A 20,111-nucleotide genomic window follows, 5' to 3' on the forward strand; every position below is an offset into this window, starting at 1 on the left:
AACGATCGCAAACTCATCCATAGGAGAAACTCCATGAGCAAGCTGAAACTGGAGCACGGCGTCAGCAGGATTCGGCGCGCGAAGCTGCAATCCTCCATCGATCAGACTGTAGCTGATGACATCGAGCTATTGGCCGAGTGGTCGAATAACGAAACCAACTACGTCATCAATGAACTACTCCGCTTCGCGCTGACTCAGGAAGAGGAGTTCCAGAGACACAAGATCAGTTCCGCCACGGCCGCTCCTACAAAGCCAGCACTAACACCCATCAAATCCGTATCAGAACCTGCTGCACAACCGGACATGGCGGTATCGAGTACCGCAGCCCGCACTTAGCGAGGTATCGAACCATGCGTTTCAGAGCTTCACTTCAAAATATCGTCCGGCCTATGGTCGAGTACCGTTTCCTGCTGTCGCTGGGATTGAGCGCGGCTTGCGGCATCGTCCTCGGCAGCATGTTCCCCATCAACACAGCTAACCCATTTCTGCGATTGATCGAGTTGGAGCGGCCTCTGGTCTTTCAGGCGGTGGTCAGGAGCTACAACCTGTTTCTGTACTCGACTCCGTTCATCGCCTGCTCCATGAGCTTCTCGTTGCTGTATGTGCATCTCTACAGAACAGAGTTGGGACTGACCGCTGGCACGCTGCCTCCGTATTCTGATCCGCATACCCGGGCTGAGCTTTCCCTGGTCCTTGGCGAGGTACACCGTCAGCTCGTTCCGAAGCCCAGCCCGGCTCCACACTGGCTCTCGATTCCCGAGCGCGGCCTTTATACCGGCATCGCCTCGTTCGGCTCCATCGGGAGCGGCAAGACCTATGGGCTAATTCTTCCGGCGATGCGACAGTTATTCGCATATCGGGCCGACGATCCGGCGCGAAGGCTCTCCGGCATTGTTCTGGAGGTCAAGGGCGATCTTTGCCGGCAGCTTCACCGCATCCTTAAATGGTGCGGGCGGGAACAGGATTATGTCGAAGTCTCGCTCAATGGCAACGTCCGCTATAACCCCCTGAACAACTCGCTCGACGCTTACGCACAGGCGTTTAACATTGCTTCGATCATCACCTCGATCTGGGGCAGAGGCAAGGAACCCTTCTGGCAGCAGTCCTACACAGACCTTATGCGGTACGTGATTCTCCTCTATCGCATCCGCGACGGATACCTCACGATGGTCGATCTGTTTCGCACCGTCATCAGCGCGGGCAGACTCGAAGAGATGCTGACCGAAGTTGGTTCGCGCTTCAGCACCACGAGCTATATTGGCATCAGTAAGGAAACGTACCGCGAACATGAGGTGCAGCTATCTCCGCTTGGCTTCAAGTGGAACGAAGATGCAGGTCTTCACCTGATCCCGTGGACCGAGGCGCTGGAGAATCTGCTGATACAGGAGACATCCGCACCCTTCGAGGTCTTCACGCGCAAACCGCATCGACCGGAGCAGCGCGACCGTTTTGACAGTATCCAGTATTGGTATTGGGAGCACTGGAAGTTCTTTCGCTCTGAGGTCAAGACCTCCATCATCCAGGGCATCGTCGTCTTCCTTTCGCTCTTCGAGACTGATCCCGATGTTCGCCGTGTCTTTTGTCCGCCGAAGGAACTCTATGATGGCAAGCCATGCGCTTCTGATCCAAACGGCATCATCCTGTCCTCATTCGACGAATTGATCGAATCGGGCGCGGTGGTTGGCCTGAACTTTCCTGTGGCTCTGAACCCGGCGCTTGCCAAGACCCTCGGCACAATGATGAAAATCGACTATCAACGTGCCGTGATGTTGCGTATCCCAAAGATGGATGCGGAACCGCAGAAACACTTTCGTCCAACCGTCTTCATCTGCGATGAGTACCAGAACTTCGCTACGGTCGGCGGCGACAATCCCACCGGCGACGAACGCTTCCTCTCCATCTCCCGGCAACCGAAGTGCATCCCCATCGTCGCCACCCAGAGTATCTCCAGTCTCAAGGACGCACTGCCCAACGAAGGTGTCAAGACGCTGCTACAAGCGCTCCGCAACAAGGTGTTCCTGACGACGACCGACCCGGAGACGGCGCGTTATGCCTCCGAGCTGTGCGGGAAGGCAGATCGCACACGGATCAGCTACACCGTCTCCGAGTCCTCCACCAATGCCAATGTCAGTTGGTTGAGTGGCCGGACATCATCCAGCAAGGGCTCTGTCTCTGCCTCGAAGTCATACCAGAAACATAAGGAACCGCTGTTCGAAGAGAAGGTATTCTTCGACCTCAAAAATGCGCAGTCCGTGGTAGTCGCCTTTGACGGTATCAGCCCTCTACCGCCAACGTACTGCTATCTCAAACCTGACTTCCTACCTGCCACCATGAGTTGGTTCGATCAGGAACTGATTGATTTTGATCCCAGGAGAATACTCGCATGAGCTTTGAAGTCATTATTCCGTTTCTTAAACCAATTGAACATCTCCTCGCCAGCAAGACTGTCTCCGAGATCATGGTGAATCCTGATGGTTCTGTCTGGATGGAAGAGAAGGGTCATATCGAGTTGCAGCCCGGCGTCCGATTTGAGGATGGAGCATTACTGACGGGCCTTGAAGTGATCGCAAACCGCTTTGGCAAGAAGCTCGATGCCGACTCGCCCATCATGAATCTGCGCCTGCCGGATGGGAGCCGCATGGCGGCACTCATTCCACCCGTGGTCAATCCCCAACCCATGATGACCATCCGCAAATTTACTTCGCGTAATTTCACGATGAATGATCTGATCGAGCGCAGGATGGTCACTGCCGAGCAGGCACAACAACTCTCCAACGCGGTCCGCCGCGGCGACAATCTCCTGATCTCCGGGGGTACGGGTGCCGGCAAAACAACTCTCACAAACGTCGTTGCAAGTTTCATTCCCGATTCGGATCGCATCCTTGTCCTTGAGGACGTTGCTGAACTATATATAAGGAAGCAACACGTCGTCTCCGCGGAAGCTCAGCTTGATACGCACAAGAGTCAGATTGGATTCAGTGACTTGCTAAAAGCCACGCTGCGCCATCGTCCGGACCGCATCATCGTGGGCGAGATTCGCGGTCCGGAGGCGCGCGTCTTCCTCGACGCTTTGAACACCGGACATCGCGGATCGCTGTCCACCATCCACGCCAACGGCGCCAATGATGCTCTACGGCGTTTGGCACAGCTCGCAATGCGCGGTTCGGCTGGGGTTCCGCTCCACGAGGTTGAGGACGAATGTAGAAGATCCATCGATCTGGTCACGCATGTAATGAACCAGGATGGATGGCGGCGGATTACAGAAATCCGAACGGTCTCTGACTCCTGTGGAACAGGACAGACGTGTGCGGAACCACCTAAATGCAAATCGAGGTCAGTTAGCAGCAAGTTCGACTTAGTATGCAAGTTTCGTCAGGAAGAGCCTAAGAGCGGATCATAAACGCATGTGCCCGTTGGATGGACTAGCCACGTCTCAACGACACTTTTGCATATCGCCAATGGGGACGAGTAGTTGGGCCGCTGTACCTGTAGCCACACCGCCGGCACTCGCATGTGCGTCCGGCTGAATCTCATCCATCATCGGAATGCGATATGACGTAGAAGTTAGGGACAAGACCGCGTTGCCGACACTATTGATTAGATTGATTGTTTGGGGAACGACATCGAGGACTCCTCCCACAGCTCCGGCGACATGATCCCACACCGAGCAATTTCCCAATGCCCATGCTGATCGACTCCCCCAAGAGGATTGTTCTGCATATAACCGTACAGGTTGAGCGTTTGCGGATTGCCCAGCTTCGCATACGGGACCGGCTCTTCTTGCGCGCTCCAATCGGGCGACATGAACCTACCGGTACTGGAGCTGTAGTATCTGGCACCGAAGTAGTCCAGCCCTGATTCAGCATCTCGTTCTTTGCCGGTAAACTTGTATGCAAGTGTACAAATGCTAGCCGTAGTCGTAGATGAACCGGTCTCTGTCATAGCTGAAGCTGCAAGAGAATCTTGTCGTTATCGTCGTCCGTCTTTACGGTGCTACTGACTAAATTTCCATGCCCCACCGCTACAACCGTCATTTCCACTCCGGGGGGGACGTCGATGGTCGTCAAACCGTTGGCCCCGGTCTTGTACCACCTTTCGTGCTGGGCGGTCGCATCTCGAACGAGCACAGCTACAGCAGGAATTGGTTTTCCTGCCCGGTCTTGTACCTCGACATCACGATGCTTTATGTGACCTATCGTCACGGTATTTCCGCTAGTCGGCATCACGGCCAGCGGAAGCTTCAAATCGAATGACTCACTCTTGACCATGAGCTCGCGAACTGTGGTTTGGCACAAGCCGTACGGACATGTCGCGATAAGCTGGTATGGACCAGAGGGAAGATCGCGCGCCGGGATTGTTCCATTTTTATCTGAAAGCGCCCTAAAAACCTCTCCGCCACCCTCCAGCGGCTTTACTATCACCAGAACGTCGGGAAATCCCGCGCCTGTTTGGTCAACCACGACAACATGAAGCGGTGCCGCGTTGGCGCAGAGCAGAGAAGAGAAGTTGGCGAAGAGAAACAAAAACAAAAATCTTACTCTCATTGTGGGCATGAACCTCCTGTGCAGGCCGTTTTCTGCTGCGCTGCTTGTTGAGTTGCTCCCTGCTTCAAGATGTTGGCAGCGGCACCATCATATTGAGCGTTCGGCTGGAAGCTCTGACCTGCGGCTCCTAATGCTCCTACTATCTGCTGCGCACGGCCTTCGGCTGTTCCTCCGGTCGTGTTGTTCGCGCCTGGCGCGCTTGGCGCATCACCAGCAGCTCCCGCAGCGGCAGCCCCTTGGAAAGTCTTGGCCCCAAGGATGTCTGTTACATGCTGATCTTCATGAGTGAAGGCAGTTAATCCAGTCTGGAAATCGCTCTTCCCGGTTGCGTTGGCAATCGTCGAAATATTTGCATTGTCCAACGTCACACTTGCGCCCCCGATGGCTCCGGGAGTGCTTCCGGGAACTGGAACTGTTGTACCGGCAGTTATGCTCATCGTCCCATTCCCATTGCTGACCGCAGGCAGTGTCCCAAGCCCAAAAGAAACAGGAAGGTTGCTAGACGCTATTGCATTGACTGTTGCCGCGCCTTGTGGCGTGCGGAGCAGTGTCGAAATGTACTGCTGAACCTGCTGCTGCATCGCAGCACTCACAACAAAGTAGTGTCCATCTGGATCAACACCACTAAGCGGATTGTTTCGCACATAGCTGTACAGATTCAGCGTCTGAGGATCGTCAAGTTTGCTGTACGGTACGGGCTCCGCCTTGGCCGCCCAGTCCGGCGACATGAACCGTCCCATATCCGAGGCGTAGTACCTGGCCCCGAAGTAGTCGAGTCCTGATTCTGTGTCTCGTTCTTTGCCGGTAAAGTGGGTTGGATCGTTCCCGATGGAGCTAAGCGCGTCGCCAAAGGGTAGCGAGGTGTATGAGGCGGGACTAATTGGCACAGCCTGCGACGAGATATCTCCCTGTCCGGCGCTCTCGTATCGTTTGGTATCCAACCAGTCCGCTCCAGACCAAAAGAACTGATTCGGCTGCCAAGACCCGATCTTTTCTCCATCGATGGAAGCGCTCTGGACCACATAGCCTGTCGTCAGGTTGTTATTGATCAGCGTCTGACCGTTTTGGTCGTGCAGGAAAACTTGTGCCCCGTTCGGCCCACTTTCAAACACAAGTTGACCTTCTGAATCGTACCTATATTTTGCAGTTCCAGCCAGAGCATTGGCGGTAGCGAGACTATCATCGGGATAATACGCGTAAGTTTGGCCCAAGTTGTCCTTGGTGATATTCCCCGCGTTGTCGTAGGCAAAGCCTCCGCTTGCGTCGGCATGGTTGTTGTTTTTCGAATAGGTGAAGCTGGGCTGCGGAGCGGAGCCTGTTCCCGAAGCAGTCTGAGCCCATCGATTGCCGAACGAATCATAGGTCCAGCCAAGGATTAGGCCAGCTGCAGAGGTTGCGCCAGTAAGCCGATTGAGGAAGTCGTAGGTGTAGCTCCAGTTTCCATTAATGCTGTCGTTCGATGTGTGCACGTTTCCGTTTGGGTAATAGGTCGCCGCAACGCTGTAGCCGATCGAAGACGCTGCCTGAAATTGACTGTTGGACAGCAACCTGCCTCGATTGTCATATGTCCTGTTCTCGGTCAAGCCATTTCCTAATAATCGGGTGGCCAGCGTGCCAAATGGGCTATAGGTAGCGTTCGCAAAGATTTGGTGCGAATAGACGGTTCCCAATGCAGAGGTTGTACTCTTGTTCGAGCTTGCCGCCGTTACGTGCCCTGCGTCGTCGCGGGTCATGGAGATATAGATTCCTCCTCCATTATTGATAAACGTTACATTGCCCGCAAGGTCATAGAGTTGGGCATTGTTTCCCGTTGATGTATTTACTGCAGATCCAGAAGAGGCGGGTAGCTGAAAATACCTTGTAAGCTGACGGCCCATCGCATCATAAGCATAGCTGTAGCGCGAATAGATACCCGCATACTGGGACCAAGCCGAACTGAGACGGCCAATCGTATTTGTCAGGCTAAACGTTCCCCACGAAACTGTCTTCTCGTCGTAGTTGTAGAAGAAAGATGCGCCAGTTTTGTTCGAGGGCGTCTTCGAAATTAGCCGGTTCAAGCCGTCATAGCTGTAGATGGTTCCGATAGCGCGTGCGTCCGTTTTAGATCCTAAATTGCCGTTTGCGTCGTAGCTGTAGCTCTCCACTCCTGCGGGTAGCGGAGTGGTAGCGGACGCTGGGCACGGCGCATAGCTGTTTTCCGGATTGGACGCACATATTAGCCGAGAGAGTGAATCGGATGTAAAGCTGCGCGTCCGTGGCAATTCTCCGCTCGCGCCTATTTGATTGACATTGGTTAGGTTATTGAGAACATCATAAGTGTAGTCTGTCTCCAGAGTAGGAATTGGGCTCGTCGCAGATGGTTCCAAGACCTGAGTTAGTCTACCGATAGCGTCCATGGTTCGCTTCCACTGATTGCCAACCTCATCTGTGGCAGTCGTTGCGCTTCCGGAATAAGACCAGCTTAGAGTGCTTCCATCCGCTTGTGTTTGTAATGTCTTTCTACCTAATGCATCGTAGGTATAGCCGGTGGTGCCGTAAGTTGAATCCGTTTTGTGCCGATAAGGATTCGATAAAGAAGAGACGTTACTGAGACCATCATACAAGGTGTCTACATAGTCGGTTCCTGACGGGTCCGAGGTAAGTTGAGATTGAACAACACGGCGCATGCCATCCATAACGGTAACGCTAGTTTCCGAAGGACCGGAAGTGCTAAGGAGACGTGAGGAGGTCACACTTGGAACGGAATCGTTGTAAGTAGTGGTGGCCACTCCAAGATCAGGGTAGTTCACCCTCGTTAGGCGATTCAGTGGATCGGCATAGGTGTATGAGGTGGTTTGCCCGTTCGGGTCCGTCGTACTTGCAAGTTCGCCTGTCACGTAACTGTACGAGAAAGAGCTGCTGTGACCCAAGGGGTCGGTGATCAGTGTCAGATAAGCACTCGAGTTTCCTGCCGCGTTTCCCCCAGCCGGGCTGTCTGTATAACCGTAAGTAGTCGTGTGGGTTGTTCCAGTTAGGTCCGTACATGCACTGTTTCCGCAAGGGTCGGTGACGGTGTTGATTTGTCCGGTGTCAAAATATGTGTATGTGGTGCTTAATACAGAGTTGTTTGTGTTGAGCCATTGAGAAACCGACGTTGCATTCCCTCTCAACCCAGGCGCGCTCGCCAGACCAGTTTTCGCACCTGAAGCCGCGACAGTTCCCTTGTCATAGAGATAAGTAGTCTGCTTGACCTGATTGCCGGAACCATCGGACATGGTCACACTATCGGGCTCATCTAAAATGTGGGTCCCCGAAGAGAAAAAGTTATGATACGCAATCTTGGTCTGCCGCATAAGCGGACCAATCGCTGCGGTATTCAGACCATTGCTGAGGGTCACATTCCCGAGCCCTGCGCAGGCAGGATCTGCTGGCTTTGCACCTGCACTCTGGAAGTTGTATTCGTAAACAGCCGCTATATTATCGAATTGATCCGGGCAGCGGAGAGTTGTCATGCCCTGGCCGTTGTTCAGAATCGTTTGCTCCCCAATCATCACGTATGGATCAAGCCAGCTTTTGTTGACCGTCTTCAGAGGGTGGTTGCTCCCATCCAAGTACGATATGCTGCTTTCCACCGGAAGCCCATCTCCGAAGCTACCGTCGCCATTGTTGACGTAAGAATAATTCGTTACACCAGAAAGTGCCCACTGACTTCGTACCAGTTCATAGGTCGAAACAGTAGTATTTTTTGCAGTCCAGGTTGGCGTGAAGCCATTAAGTATTTGCCATGTGGTGGAGTAGGACGAAAAATTCTGGTGCAAGCTCTCAGAAGATCCATCGTAGCTGACATATCGATCGGTGATCGCTGCGCTATCAAAAATAGCGGAGCAACTCCCAGAAGGTTGCCCGGTCCACGTTTGTAAGGTGGCATTTGAGGATGAGTTGGTGCCCCATACATAACGAACGTATCCCCCATCTGGATAGGTTATCTTGCTGAGTAGTCCCCAGGTGCCCCCATAAGTGAAGCTATATTTTTGCCCATTGGGCAGGTCTATCTCACTTACGACTTGCGTCGGCAAGCTCGCAGCTCCAGCCAGGAACCCGCAGCTGGATCCATAGGTAGACTCTATTGTTTGCGGAAGCGTTACGTTGGTAGTGGTCCACTTCACACTCACATTGTTTGTCAATCCTGAAATCGTAATCTGATCGCCAGCGGTGTTCCCGAGTCCACTCCAAGAGACAGCGGTTCGACCAGCCGTATCCTTATAGCTCCCGGATGCAAGGATACTTCCAGAAAGATAAACGCTAGTTCCGTTAAGCGAAATCTGATTGCCGTTCCGGTCGGTGATCGTTTGGGCTAATGCGCCAAACGGCGTTATCCCTCCCGCGACAACCGTCGGACTGGTATTGATCCCGGGCCCCGTAGGAAACTGATAAACCGTGCCGGATCGATCTGTCACAGCTAACGGAGGCTGGACGCCTACGGTCCCCGCCGGAGGCGTTCCTAAGCTTACACTTGTGCCATACGCTCCGGCGCCTCCCGAAGGATAGGTAGTCTGTGGACATGCACCTGGAGTAGGGTTGTCGACCCAAGGCCAATTGTTCTGTACGCCGAGGGGCAGAAGGCGTCCGTCAAAGTCGAGAAAAGTGTAGTTCTCCGTGCTCCAGCAATAGTTGGTACCTGAAGGAGAAGGAGAAACACTAGACACATATGCTTGGGCTTGATAGATCGGAAGCGCATAGGACCAGCCATTCAAATCGAAGGAGGTCGGCATTTTGTTGACTGTTGGAGTAGTCCATTTGAAATATTGACTAACTTGATTATTAGTGACGTAGAACGGCGCCGAAGAATTGAAGCGAATCGAGAACGGAAGCGAGAGCTGGCGACCGGGAGCCGGAGTAATTGGGAGATTGAAAGAAACTGAGCCGTCCGCAGGGTTGACAGTCTCGGCGCCGATCCCAATATAGTTGTGTCCCGCTTCTGGGATTGGCTCTTTTTGTGCCGTGACTGGATCGATCACTTGGCCCCGCGAAGAGGCGACAAGAAGAAAATAGGCCAAGATGCCCATCCACGCATGGGAATACCTGATGTATGCCGTAACTGTGGGTAGAGGCTCGTCCGCCACGCAGGAGGCGGGGCAAGGTTTCTGAAACAGGGAACGATTAAGGCGCTCATGAGCGCTGGGCAAAGGCCAAGGCATAGACCATCTCCAAATTCGGCAAGAACGTTCACAGACGCGACACAGACTTGGAATTGCTTGCTGAGAGAAAGGGAGTAGCCAGGCTCTGCAAAGGTTACGAGGAAAACTCAAGGCTTGTTGTGGAGGGAACAATATTGAATTATCGAAATGCCGTCAACAACTATTTAGAATCGTCGCGGATCTCCGGCGCGTGGGGCCGGAACCAACCGCGCACCTTCACTTAAGAAATAAGATGGCTGCGGATTGCTTGTTTGAAAACCTGGACTTGGCGCACGTGAACCTGGAAAGAATTAGGATCAGCATGGTCCCAATCTCAAAATCGGATCGTTCCTGAGTTGAGGAACCCATTATTTAACAACACCGGCGGCGGTTACGCCAAGGGTATATAGGGCAGCATCTGGACTGTGGCTTTCAACTTTAAGTGGCGCTGGGTGTCAGAGTTATTTGGGCTCTGGCTCACTTTTGGTGAGGAGGGTGGGTGCGGTCGCGAATGCGTTGGCAGACGCGGAAGTCAGGCCGAGTGAAGGACGCGCAGCCTGAGCAGGTCGAAGCTGGCGCGGCCATACATCTGCCGCTTGATCAACTTCAGACGGTGGATCTGCCCTTCCACCATCCCATTGCTCCAGGGCAACTGCAGCGCTGCGGCGACAGCATCCTTGTCCCGCCGGAGGTGGCGCGCAAAGGGTGCATACGGGGAGCTTTCCGCAGCCTAGAGCCAAGTCGGCCACGCTGCAGCATTCCGTTTGCGGATGATCTCGAACAGACCTCTAGCAACGTGTGCGAGCGAAGCAATCTCCGGAGAGGCACGGTAGAGCGCTTTCAAATAGCGATTCCCTATCGGGTTTGCTTTCAGCATCAGCCATGCGATGCGTTGATGCCCGATAAGAATCGATCTCTTCGCAAGCGGATTTGTCTTTGCTTTTTTGAGAGATCCGAAGCGTTGCCGCAACCACGCACGAACCGTTGAGGAGTGACCTTCGAAGCCTCGTTCTCTGAGTTCTTGCCAAAGCAGCATAATATTCCGGCAGCCTTCTCCGTAACGCTTCTCAAGATGTGGACCATACGCATCAAGGATGCTAGGGAACACGCGATTCTTTCGCGATGGGAAGATGCCACAGGCAAGCCAGCGCTGTACCGTGCGCAAACCCACACCCAGCTGTCGTGAAGCTTCGGACCGGTTAGTGCCGGCGTCGAGCAGGCGTATGAGCTCTTGATAGATCGCGAGGCGGTGCTCGCGCTTCTGCAGTGTTCGTCGCGAGGCTAATGTAGGGGGCTCCAAGTTCTTCCGCAAGAGGCGGAGCCGCAGATTTTGCGAATCATTTGCTTGCACACCTCATTCATCGAGTGGCGATGACGCTCGAGAGACCTCACCAGAGTCTCGAGCAGATTGTTCAAGAGATGCCAACGATCAGCGACCTGCAATGCTTTAGGCGCGCCCTTCGCGATGGCATCTGCAAATGAACTTGCCCGGTCCCGGCTGACCACTTGCACACTCGGATGCTGGCGCAGCCATGCTGCTACCGTCTCCGTACTACGGTTCGGTAGCAGATCGATGACTCGACGCTGGTCCAGATCACAAAGGATGGTTCCATATCGGTGGCCCTTCTTCCATGCCCACTCATCGATCCCAAGGACTCGCGGTGCAGAGAATGCAGATGGCAGCGATCGCTTGCGAAGCGCCCGGAGCATTGTCGATCCGCTCACCAGCAAGCCCAGTTTGCGGGCCCGCCGGGCGCCAGCTCGCCCGCCGGACGCCAGCGTTACCGAGCTGAGAGCTTCACTTGAGCGGCAGCTTCGCCGCGCATAGCGTGCCACCGTTCCTGGCAGCTGTTCTGTGAGGATGCGGCGCGAACATCGCTCTTCCACGCAGAAGAACTTGCGGGCCAGGAGCAGGATGCTTACAGGAATGCCCTCCCAGGGCAGGTCTGCGATCGTGCGCCAATATCGACTGTGCACTCGGGATGAAAGACGCCCGCAGCTTGGGCATTGGGACGAAGAGCGAGTTGCACTGAGCTCTATCTGGACGGCTCCGGCCTTCTGACGAAGGCACATCAGCTTCACCTCCGCACTGTCTGGGATCAGAGTTCCTCGGTTAATCCCTAAGGTCTACACCCGCCCGCTTAGCCCACTTCACCAAATGTGAGCCAGAACCCAAATAATTCTGAAACCAATAGATATAGGAGCTTGAAGAACAACATTCTCAAACAGCTTCGACTTGTAGGCGCTGATGGCTCCCACTAGACACTCACCTTGATATTGGTTCCGTCCTCTGCCAAGTTTGCGATGGGACACTTCGATGAGAATCCTGTCTTCAGCATGGGTAGGTTCCAGAGAGGAGAGGCCGGATACTCTTCGGGGTTTTGGGTGAGGTGGGTGACTGCGAGCACACACGAAGCCAGGAGAGGTGTCATGGAGTGTCGCTCGGAGTGAGCGTGGTCATGACCACCCGCCATTACCCATTCCGCTTCGTTCATACGTCCGCAGCGCGTTCTCTGCGCCCAGGACTCGCCGTTCTCCGTACCGTGCAGGTCGCACCATCCGCCGGCAATCTTGGAAATGGACCTTGTGAATCAAGCAAATACGGTCACTCTGGACTTTCACTCAATGCTAACGCTCAGATAAGCGGCTTAGCGTACATAAATTTCCCTTTCTTGAGGTGCTCCCAATAGCTCCGGGACAAGGTCCGGGGCGTAGTACGGGTCGGAATCGTGCGCCAGAACGACTATCCCAAAGACGTTTGGATATTTGTCCGGGTTGAAATCCAGCTCCCCGTAAAAGTCATTTTGAAGTTTGGGGATTCTCTTTTCACGTAAGAGGGTATGCGACTTCTTCAACTGGTTCACGGCCTTCGCAAGACGGTCTCTCACCCAATTGTCTCGAGCTGCGGAACCTATTTGAGCTTTTACTTCGATCAGGAACATGACGTCTCCGAAAAGGACGATCCCATCGACCAACTGGTCGCCTTTTTTCTTGCCTTTGGCATTCCGATAAACGAAGTCTCTGAAAAACGACTTCTCCGCTACCCATTGCGCTACCTGCTCCTCATAGAGACCGGGCTCTCCGCCAGGTTCAGGGAGTTTGCTCATCGCAAACCGGATTGCGGCGAGTTCTTGCGGAGTTAGCATCCGAGTGGTCTCCTGCTACTTGTCTTGATCGGCGTAAAAGACCTCCGCCTGGATAAAAACTTCGTTGACAGTCGCATAGTCATACTGGACCGTGAATCTCCTCCTTGGACCGGGACATTACCAAACTTCTGCTAATCCACGGTGGGCGTATTGACTCGATTAGCGATTTCACTACGTTCCCGATCGAGTTCTGCCCTCAACTCCTCCTCCGAAGGAAGAACGAGCTTGTACCTACTGGCGAATATCTGCTCGTTCTCGTTGAGAACTGAGTAGCGCACGACCGAGGCATCCTTATCAGCACAGAGAATGATTCCGACCGTGGGATTGTCGTCCTGCGCTCGTTTGAGGTCGTCCATCATGCGGACGTACATATCCATCTGCCCTATGTCCTGATGGGTCAGCTCGCCCGATTTGAGATCAAACAGGACGAAGCACTTGAGCAGATAGTTGTAAAAGACCAGATCAATGTAGAAGTCTTTGGATTCCGAACTGATTCGGTACTGTCGCGCCACAAAAGCGAACCCTCTCCCAAGTTCCAGCAGGAATTCCTGCAGATTGTCCAACAAGGCTCTTTCGAGATCCGCTTCTAATAACCTGCCAACTCCGGGAAGACCTAAAAACTCCAGCATGACCGGATCTCGAACGAAATCCCGTGGGGTTTGGGAGGGTGCCAAGTTGCCTCTGGCTTCGCTCTCGACTGCAGGTCGGTCCGACGTTGCCAGAAGCCGTTCGTAATAAAGGGTGCTGATTTGGCGCTCAAGCGAGCGCGTCGTCCAGCCCTGGCCCGCGGCTTCGTTCATATACCATTGCCGAGCGGAATCGCTTTCTACCCTCAGAAGCGTGCGGTAATGGGTCCAGCTCAATTCAGGACGCAGCGCGTCGCGAATTGGAAAGGCCTGATAAAAGACCCGCATGTGTCTCAAATTGGAGGCGTCGAAGCCCCTCCCGAACTCTGCGGCAAGCGACGAAGCCAATGTCTGCAGCAGCCGGGCTCCATATTCCGCCCGTGCCGAGCCGCCCTGTTCGAACTCGACGATATGTCGGCCTATCTCCCAGCAGGTCTGTACCTGGACGGCATCGACAGCCCGTAGTGCCCTCTGACGAGCGTTTTGGATCAGGTCGCGAAGACTGTGAAGAAGCTGGGACGCCCCTTCGTCGGCTTCGACCGCTTTGCGCAAATCCTTCGTCATCGCACCGTCCCTTCTTATCGTACCCGCTCGTAAAATTGAGTTGTGGCCGAACTCCAATGGGGAGTCGACCTATCAACTACAGTCCCAGGTTATCGTTCACCGCGATCTCAATATCCTGCTCAGAACCAAGATAGCGTTCCGTGGTCTGGATGGAGGAGTGCCCGAGCAGGAACTTGATCTGCTCCAGATCCCCGCCATTCTTGCGGCAGAGTTTGGCGCAAGTGCGGCGGAGGTCATGAGCGCCGAAGTGCTCGATTCCGATTTGCTTCGATGACTGTTCAACTACCGACCAGACCGCCCAGTCGCTCAGCGTGTCGCGATTCACTTTCCCGCTCTTTGAGATGGAGCGCAGTAGCCTTCCCTTATCGATGCCGGCCGCGGCTTTCCAGGCGTCGATGCCCTGCTTGACCCAGATCGGGATGGCGACGGTGCGGATGCGCCGGCCCTTGCCTTCGAGGTCGGCCAGCACCCAGCGCCCCTCTCTTTGTTGAATGGTCGCGACCTCGAGCTCGGCCAGCTCGTTGCGGCGTAGGGCGCAGCCGACCAGCAGCGCCAGGATGACGTAATCGCGTTTGCCTTTTAAAGTCGATCGGTTGGGGACTGCCAAAAGTTCTTTGGCCTGCTCCCGGGTCAGCCAGTTCCCCAGCCGGGTTCCCTTCTGGCTGATGTTGGGGACGTCGGTCAGGCTGGACGCTTCCTCCTGCCCGATCATGCCGTCGCGCCGGGCCTCCCCGATCATTTTGCGCACGGCGGAGAGCCGAACGTTTATAGTGGAGGGCGAGAGCGTCTCCATGCCCGCCCGCCATTCCATTAATAAGGACCGGGAGAGAGGCCGGCTGGCACAGAAGGCGAACAGGTCGTCGAGGGCTTTGGCATAGTTGCGCTTGGAGTGGGGCGACGGGACGGTGTCGAGGACCAGCTTGCGCAGTCTGGCCTGGGCCGGAGTAAGGGCGATGGGCTCCCCTGCCCTGCTTTCCGGCGGTACAGCCGCCAAAATGAGCTCGTTGGTCATGAAATGATTTTACCCCTGACAATTGCCATTGTCGTAGGCTATATAAATTGATTATAAACGACTTATGGCACACGCGGTGCCGAAAAATGCTCTTCACCTAGTCAGTCTTTAGTGCGTCACCTCTTTGAGCGAAGCACGCACCGCACGCTGAAGGAGCACCGTACGGATGCACGGCATAAGTAGGAGGAACTTGCTTCAATCCAATTATTCCGACCGAATTGAGGGGAACAATACGGGAACATCGACGACCCGAAAACAACCCGAATCGTACTAAACCTAACGCAGCGGCGCAAACTCGCTACAAATGAAGTCGTCAATGTAGCGCGCCCCTACTGCACACCGGAAGTGTTTGGGGCATTCTATGCGGACTATCAGATCGCCGCTGGTCATATCGCTACTCTGACCGTGGATAACCTGGACGAGATTGCCGCTGAGTTAAGGCTAGAGGCATAGACTCGCTCGCGTCAGATTCATTCCACTGCTAGCGCGGTACTTCGTCGTCAGTAGCCACATACCAAGGTACGTCCTTCGTCTGAAACATCTCCGGGCAACGTGCAGTGACATGCGAAAGAACGATCTTCGCGATACGGACGCTGTGCTCTATTTCCTTTTCCCATTCCATATTTGCAAGTCCGTCACTATGCGTCGGAGGCCACCGGGCCGTTCGGATGGCGAGCACCAGACTGGAAGCAATTATCAGAGCTGGGCCCAGCTTCTGAAAGTCCACCTCACGTCGATATCCACCGATGTCTCCGGCAGGATTAGTGGAAGTCATGCGATTGCACCTCCAAAGCCTGATCGGAAAGTGGTCTCAGCCATGCCACTTTGACGTGGATGACGTCGTCCTGAACTTGCAGAATGCCACCCGCAAGAATGAACTTGCTGCGGATGACTGTTGATTGATTTCTTTCGTAAACATCGACCATGATGATGAGGTTGGCAAGCCCGGCTTCATCCTCAAGTGACATGAAGGTAATTCCATTAGCGGTTCCTGGACGTTGCCGGGCTGCGACACAGCCAGCTATGAGTACAAATTCTCCATGGCGTCGATTTTGTAGATCGTTGGAAGAAAGTACATTCTGCTTGCTAAGCGCTTTCCGGCGATATGCCATCGGATGTTTGCCGACGGTAAGGCTTGTGCCGGCATAGTCGGCGACTAATCTCTCCTCCGTACTCATCTGCTGCAGGGGCAGGCTCGCGTCATCATCGCGCAGCACATCGTTATTCTGTCGAAACAGCGGACCCTCCAGTTTGCCTGCCCGCTCCACCTGCCAGATCGCATCACGACGATGCTCGACACCGTCGAGGGTATTCAGAGCTCCCACCCCAGCCAATCGAGCCAGTTCTTGTCTAGATAGCGACGGAACGCGCTGAGTGAGATCTTCAGCAGAACGGAAGGGACCATCGGCTTCGCGCGCTGCTACCAGCGCTTCGGCTGATCTCTTGGTCAGGTTTTTCACATAGCCGAAACCGATACGCATGGAGAGCTTTTCATGCCCTCCTCGCTCAATGGTGCATTGCCAGTCCGAAGTCTGTACGTCGATGGGTCTGACATGAACCCCGTGGCTTTGGGCGTCCTTCACAAGCGTAGCGGCCGAGTAGAATCCCATCGGCTGGTTATTCAAGATCGCACATAGGAAAGCCTCCGGGTACTTCACTTTGATGTAAGCCGAATCGTAGGCAAGCTCACCGAAAGACGCGGCATGAGATTCCGGAAAGCCGTAGAGGGCAAAAGAACTGATGTTCTTGACAATCTGATCCTGCGATTTGGGGTCGATACCGTTCTCCGTCATTCCATCTCGCAGTTTGCCTTCGAGATTCTTCATTCGTTCCCAGGAACGTTTCATGCCCACGGCGCGGCGCAATTCGTCTGCATCGGCACCACTGAAGTTGCCTGCGATCATCGCCATCTTGAGCAGTTGCTCTTGAAAGAGCGGGACACCCAAGGTGCGCTCCAGAACCGGTTTGAGGGAGGGATGCGGGTATGTTACAGGCTGCCTCCCCATGCGTCGCTCTAGATAAGGGTGGGTCATATCCCCGTGGATCGGTCCTGGCCGGATGAGAGCGACCTGCTTTGTAATGCAATATCGTTTCGTGGGTCGATGCTTCGGTAACGAAGCCATCTGCGCACGGCTTTCGATTTGAAACATGCCGATGGTGTCGGCACGTTGAATGGTCCGATAAACATTGTCATCTTCCGGCAGTTGCGCGAGGTCAATCCTGTCTCCATAGAACTCAGGAATCAAGTTGAGGCAATCTGCGAGAACAGCCATCATGCCCAGGCCAAGCAGATCGACCTTGATGATGTGCATGTCTGCACAATCCTCTTTGTCCCACTGGATGACCGTCCGACCTGGCATGGATGCCCTTTCCAATGGCACTACCTGATCGAGCTGTCCCTGACAGATCACCATCCCACCGCTATGTTGTCCGAGGTGGCGGGGCAGTCCCTGAATACGCATGGAAACTTCAAGTGTCTTGGCGATCCGGGAATTTGTCAGGTCGAAGCCTGCATTCTTATAGGAGTGTGCCATCGTGTCGTTTGGTCCGCGCCACTCCCAATTGCCTACACCTCCCGACATCTTGTCCAGGGAATCTGGATCAAGACCCATAACCTTTCCGACTTCTCTCGTCGCAGACTTTGCGCGATAGGTGATGACATTCGCAGTCATGGCAGCGCCGAGTTCGCCGTAGCGTCGATAGACATACTGGATGGCCTGTTCACGCTTATCCTCTGAAGGCAGATCGAGATCGATGTCCGGCCATTCATTTCTGCTCTCACTGAGAAATCTTTCAAAGAGCAAGTCCATTCCCACCGGATCAACGATGGTGATTTCGAGGGCATAGCAAACAGCCGAATTGGCCGCACTCCCACGTCCCTGAATCAGGATGCCGCTGCGTTTGCAGAACTGTACAACATCCCACACGATGAGGAAATATCCCGCGAAACCTAGCTTCTCAATCAATGCGAGTTCGCGCTCAACCTGCTTCTCCGCACGGTGGTAAAGGTCTCGATTGTTTTTGGGACCATATCGCCGTTGCACTCCCTCAGCGACACGCTTCCGCAGGAAGCTATCCATTGTTTCGCCGTCGGGCACCTGGTAGCTCGGAAACTCGTATCCAAGATCACCCAACTCGAACTTGAGACGTGACGAGAGTTCTACGGTGTTTTCCGTGGCATGAGGTACGTCACAGAACAGAGCATTCATTTCTTTCGCGGTCTGGAGATGACGCCGATTATTGAGAGTCAGAAGACGACCGGCTTTATCGAGTTCTGTGTGATAACGAATAGCCGTAAAGACATCCAGAATCTCTTTGTCATACGGGGTAGCATAGCGGACACCATTCGTCGCCAACACTGGTAGTTGAAGTGACCGGGCAATGCGAATAGCAGCCTGATTACGCCATTCTTCTTCGCGTTCACAATGGCGCTGCAATTCAACATAGACGTTGTTACGTCCAAAGATGCGTATGAGACGCTCGACCGTCTCACGTCCAGCCGTCTCGCCACCGCGCATGAGAGCCGCTGCTAGTGGGCCTTCATCTCCACCCGTTAGGCATACCAGCCCGGCAGCGTGTACCTCCAGATCATCAAAGATGGCTGCGCCTTCTTGTTTCTTCGTCTCCCGCATTTTGAATCGCGTGATGAGGCGACAGAGATTCTGATAACCCTCACGAGTTTCACAGAGCAGCGGAAGCCGGACGGGTTCGGTGATGTGTTGATACGGCACCCACGCCGGAGGCGTGAGTCGCGAGCCGAAAGATGAGACTGCAACTTCTGCTCCGACATGAGCGCGGAGTTCATTGCGCCTTGCGCTGGTATGGAATCGTGCGGAGCCATACACGCCATTGCGGTCGAGGAGAGCCATCGCTGACATTTCCAGTTCGAGAGCGCGCTCAATGAGCTTTTCCGGTTCAGACGCGCCTTCCAGAAAGCTGAATGCGCTGGCAGCATGGAGTTCTACATAACGGTCAGTCATAGAGCGCCGCCATGTGCCACTTGTTCTCGAAAAGGTCACGCATCATGCAGCAGCAGAGCATGGAACCGTCCTGCGATCGCGCTACTAGATCCCACTGCTCGCAGCCCCAGAGCGTCCGCGCCCACCAATCGCCGCCGACAACCCAGGGTCCGTAGGCGTGTTCAACGACATAGCGGCGATCTCGAAAAAAGAATATCGACGGTCGCCCGTTTTGCAACGTGATGGAAGCGGCTTCAGATGGCCGAAGGACACGCATGGAGGCCCGCGGCTGCGAGGATGCAGCTACAGTCGATTCGCCAGAAAGAACACTGAAAGGCCCCATACGAAAACTTTCCAGTGCATGAGTGTCCTGAAGTACAGCGCAGCCGACATTGTTCTCTCCGACGATGGCCCGAATGCGAGCAAGCGTAACGTCTAGCCGGCTTGCCTCTGGAAGCTGGGGAGAGAAAAGCCCAAGCTGCACTTTGCTGGTGCTGCCTGGCTCAGCATGCAACGCGATAGCAAGAATGGAGGCGGCGGGTGGATGCGCCTGGAGATCGAGATGAAGCAGCTTGATCCAGACTTGTTTGTCTGTTGTCGGCAGCGCAGGCCGGACGGTTCTGGTATGTGACGCCCCACCATCCAGCGTCAGTGTGATGGTCAAAGAAGCCAGCGCGAGGATGCGTGCCTTCGCCCGCAGAATAAGTTGATCCAGCATCATATTCGCGATAAAGAGCAATGAATCCAGTAGATCGACAGGCGCATCCAGCTCCATTCGCTCATCCAGCGTGAAGGGCGGCTCAACTGGTTGGAAGAGATGGGGATGTTCGCCGCGTGCCAGTTCCCGGAGACGTTTGCCATCCTGTCCCATGCGGGCGATGAGCTCTTTTTCGGGAAGGGCTGCCAGATTACCCAACGTTCGAATGCCCCATAGAGCGAATGTTTCCGTCTGCGTATTTGTGAGATCGAGAACAGTCAATGGCAGGCCGGATAAGATTTCAGCCTTACTCTGCCGAGGAATGACCTGAATGGCTGAACGCACCATCGGGCCTTTCGCAAGACAAGCCGCTGCATGAAAGTTGTCGCTGACGGTGACTCGGGCAG

Annotated in this window: 15 protein-coding genes and 2 pseudogenes; 3 read left to right on the forward strand and 14 right to left on the reverse strand. The window is 54.5% G+C overall.

Annotated features, from left to right (window positions below; all coding sequences use genetic code 11):
* Window positions 1-33: 33 nt before the first annotated feature.
* Genes RBB81_RS20995 through RBB81_RS21005 form a run of 3 tightly spaced genes read left to right on the forward strand, consistent with a single transcriptional unit; the run spans window position 34 to window position 3,400 of the window.
* Window positions 34-336 (forward strand): hypothetical protein, encoded by a 303-nt coding sequence (locus RBB81_RS20995; protein ID WP_353071987.1) that lies wholly within the window; start codon window positions 34-36, stop codon window positions 334-336.
* 14 nt (window positions 337-350) lie between these two features.
* The gene (locus tag RBB81_RS21000) at window positions 351-2,387 is read left to right on the forward strand and encodes a type IV secretory system conjugative DNA transfer family protein (protein WP_353071988.1); all 2,037 of its coding nucleotides are present in this window, start codon (window positions 351-353) and stop codon (window positions 2,385-2,387) included.
* A complete protein-coding gene (locus RBB81_RS21005) occupies window positions 2,384-3,400 on the forward strand; it encodes a CpaF family protein (protein WP_353071989.1) in 1,017 nt (338 codons plus the stop codon). Before RBB81_RS21000 ends, RBB81_RS21005 begins: the two co-directional genes overlap by 4 nt.
* Window positions 3,401-3,597: 197 nt before the next feature.
* On the opposite strand, the gene RBB81_RS21010 is transcribed toward RBB81_RS21005, so the two are convergent.
* The 14 genes and pseudogenes from RBB81_RS21010 to RBB81_RS21075 form a co-directional block, all read right to left on the reverse strand.
* Complete coding sequence (locus RBB81_RS21010; RefSeq protein ID WP_353071990.1) at window positions 3,598-3,942, reverse strand: RHS repeat-associated core domain-containing protein; 345 nt, start codon at window positions 3,940-3,942, stop codon at window positions 3,598-3,600.
* Complete coding sequence (locus tag RBB81_RS21015; protein WP_353071991.1) at window positions 3,939-4,529, reverse strand: carboxypeptidase regulatory-like domain-containing protein; 591 nt, start codon at window positions 4,527-4,529, stop codon at window positions 3,939-3,941. The genes RBB81_RS21010 and RBB81_RS21015 overlap by 4 nt, the downstream gene beginning before the upstream one ends.
* 11 nt (window positions 4,530-4,540) lie before the next feature.
* Window positions 4,541-9,580: an RHS repeat-associated core domain-containing protein gene (locus tag RBB81_RS21020; RefSeq protein ID WP_353071992.1), complete on the reverse strand. Its 5,040-nt coding sequence runs from the start codon at window positions 9,578-9,580 to the stop codon at window positions 4,541-4,543.
* A 652-nt stretch (window positions 9,581-10,232) separates the two neighbouring features.
* A pseudogene (locus RBB81_RS21025) lies at window positions 10,233-10,397 on the reverse strand (transposase); the annotation flags it as partial.
* Window positions 10,398-10,430: 33 nt separating this feature from the next.
* Complete coding sequence (locus RBB81_RS21030; RefSeq protein ID WP_353073975.1) at window positions 10,431-10,736, reverse strand: hypothetical protein; 306 nt, start codon at window positions 10,734-10,736, stop codon at window positions 10,431-10,433.
* A 144-nt stretch (window positions 10,737-10,880) separates the two neighbouring features.
* Window positions 10,881-11,051 (reverse strand): annotated as a pseudogene (locus RBB81_RS21035) (hypothetical protein); the annotation flags it as partial.
* Complete coding sequence (locus RBB81_RS21040; protein WP_353071993.1) at window positions 10,982-11,773, reverse strand: ISL3 family transposase; 792 nt, start codon at window positions 11,771-11,773, stop codon at window positions 10,982-10,984. The gene RBB81_RS21040 and the pseudogene RBB81_RS21035, both read right to left, overlap by 70 nt.
* Window positions 11,774-11,958: 185 nt before the next feature.
* Window positions 11,959-12,195, reverse strand: a complete 237-nt coding sequence (locus RBB81_RS21045; RefSeq protein ID WP_353071994.1) for a hypothetical protein — start codon at window positions 12,193-12,195, stop codon at window positions 11,959-11,961.
* Window positions 12,196-12,348: 153 nt separating this feature from the next.
* Window positions 12,349-12,846 (reverse strand): hypothetical protein, encoded by a 498-nt coding sequence (locus tag RBB81_RS21050; RefSeq protein ID WP_353071995.1) that lies wholly within the window; start codon window positions 12,844-12,846, stop codon window positions 12,349-12,351.
* Window positions 12,847-12,977: 131 nt separating this feature from the next.
* A complete protein-coding gene (locus RBB81_RS21055; RefSeq protein ID WP_353071996.1) occupies window positions 12,978-14,036 on the reverse strand; it encodes a PDDEXK nuclease domain-containing protein in 1,059 nt (352 codons plus the stop codon).
* Window positions 14,037-14,112: 76 nt separating this feature from the next.
* Entirely contained in the window at window positions 14,113-15,048 is a 936-nt protein-coding gene (locus tag RBB81_RS21060; protein ID WP_353071997.1) for a tyrosine-type recombinase/integrase, read from the reverse strand.
* Window positions 15,049-15,529: 481 nt separating this feature from the next.
* Window positions 15,530-15,823 (reverse strand): hypothetical protein, encoded by a 294-nt coding sequence (locus RBB81_RS21065; RefSeq protein WP_353071998.1) that lies wholly within the window; start codon window positions 15,821-15,823, stop codon window positions 15,530-15,532.
* On the reverse strand, window positions 15,810-19,028 hold the full coding sequence (locus RBB81_RS21070) for a DNA polymerase III subunit alpha (protein ID WP_353071999.1): 3,219 nt from the start codon (window positions 19,026-19,028) through the stop codon (window positions 15,810-15,812). The genes RBB81_RS21065 and RBB81_RS21070 overlap by 14 nt, the downstream gene beginning before the upstream one ends.
* Window positions 19,021-20,052 carry a hypothetical protein gene (locus RBB81_RS21075; RefSeq protein WP_353073976.1) on the reverse strand — a complete coding sequence of 344 codons (1,032 nt, stop codon included), beginning with the start codon at window positions 20,050-20,052 and terminating at the stop codon, window positions 19,021-19,023. The genes RBB81_RS21070 and RBB81_RS21075 overlap by 8 nt, the downstream gene beginning before the upstream one ends.
* Window positions 20,053-20,111 lie beyond the last annotated feature (59 nt).

The organism is Tunturibacter gelidoferens (genome assembly GCF_040358255.1).
GTDB classification, from domain to species: domain Bacteria; phylum Acidobacteriota; class Terriglobia; order Terriglobales; family Acidobacteriaceae; genus Edaphobacter; species Edaphobacter gelidiferens.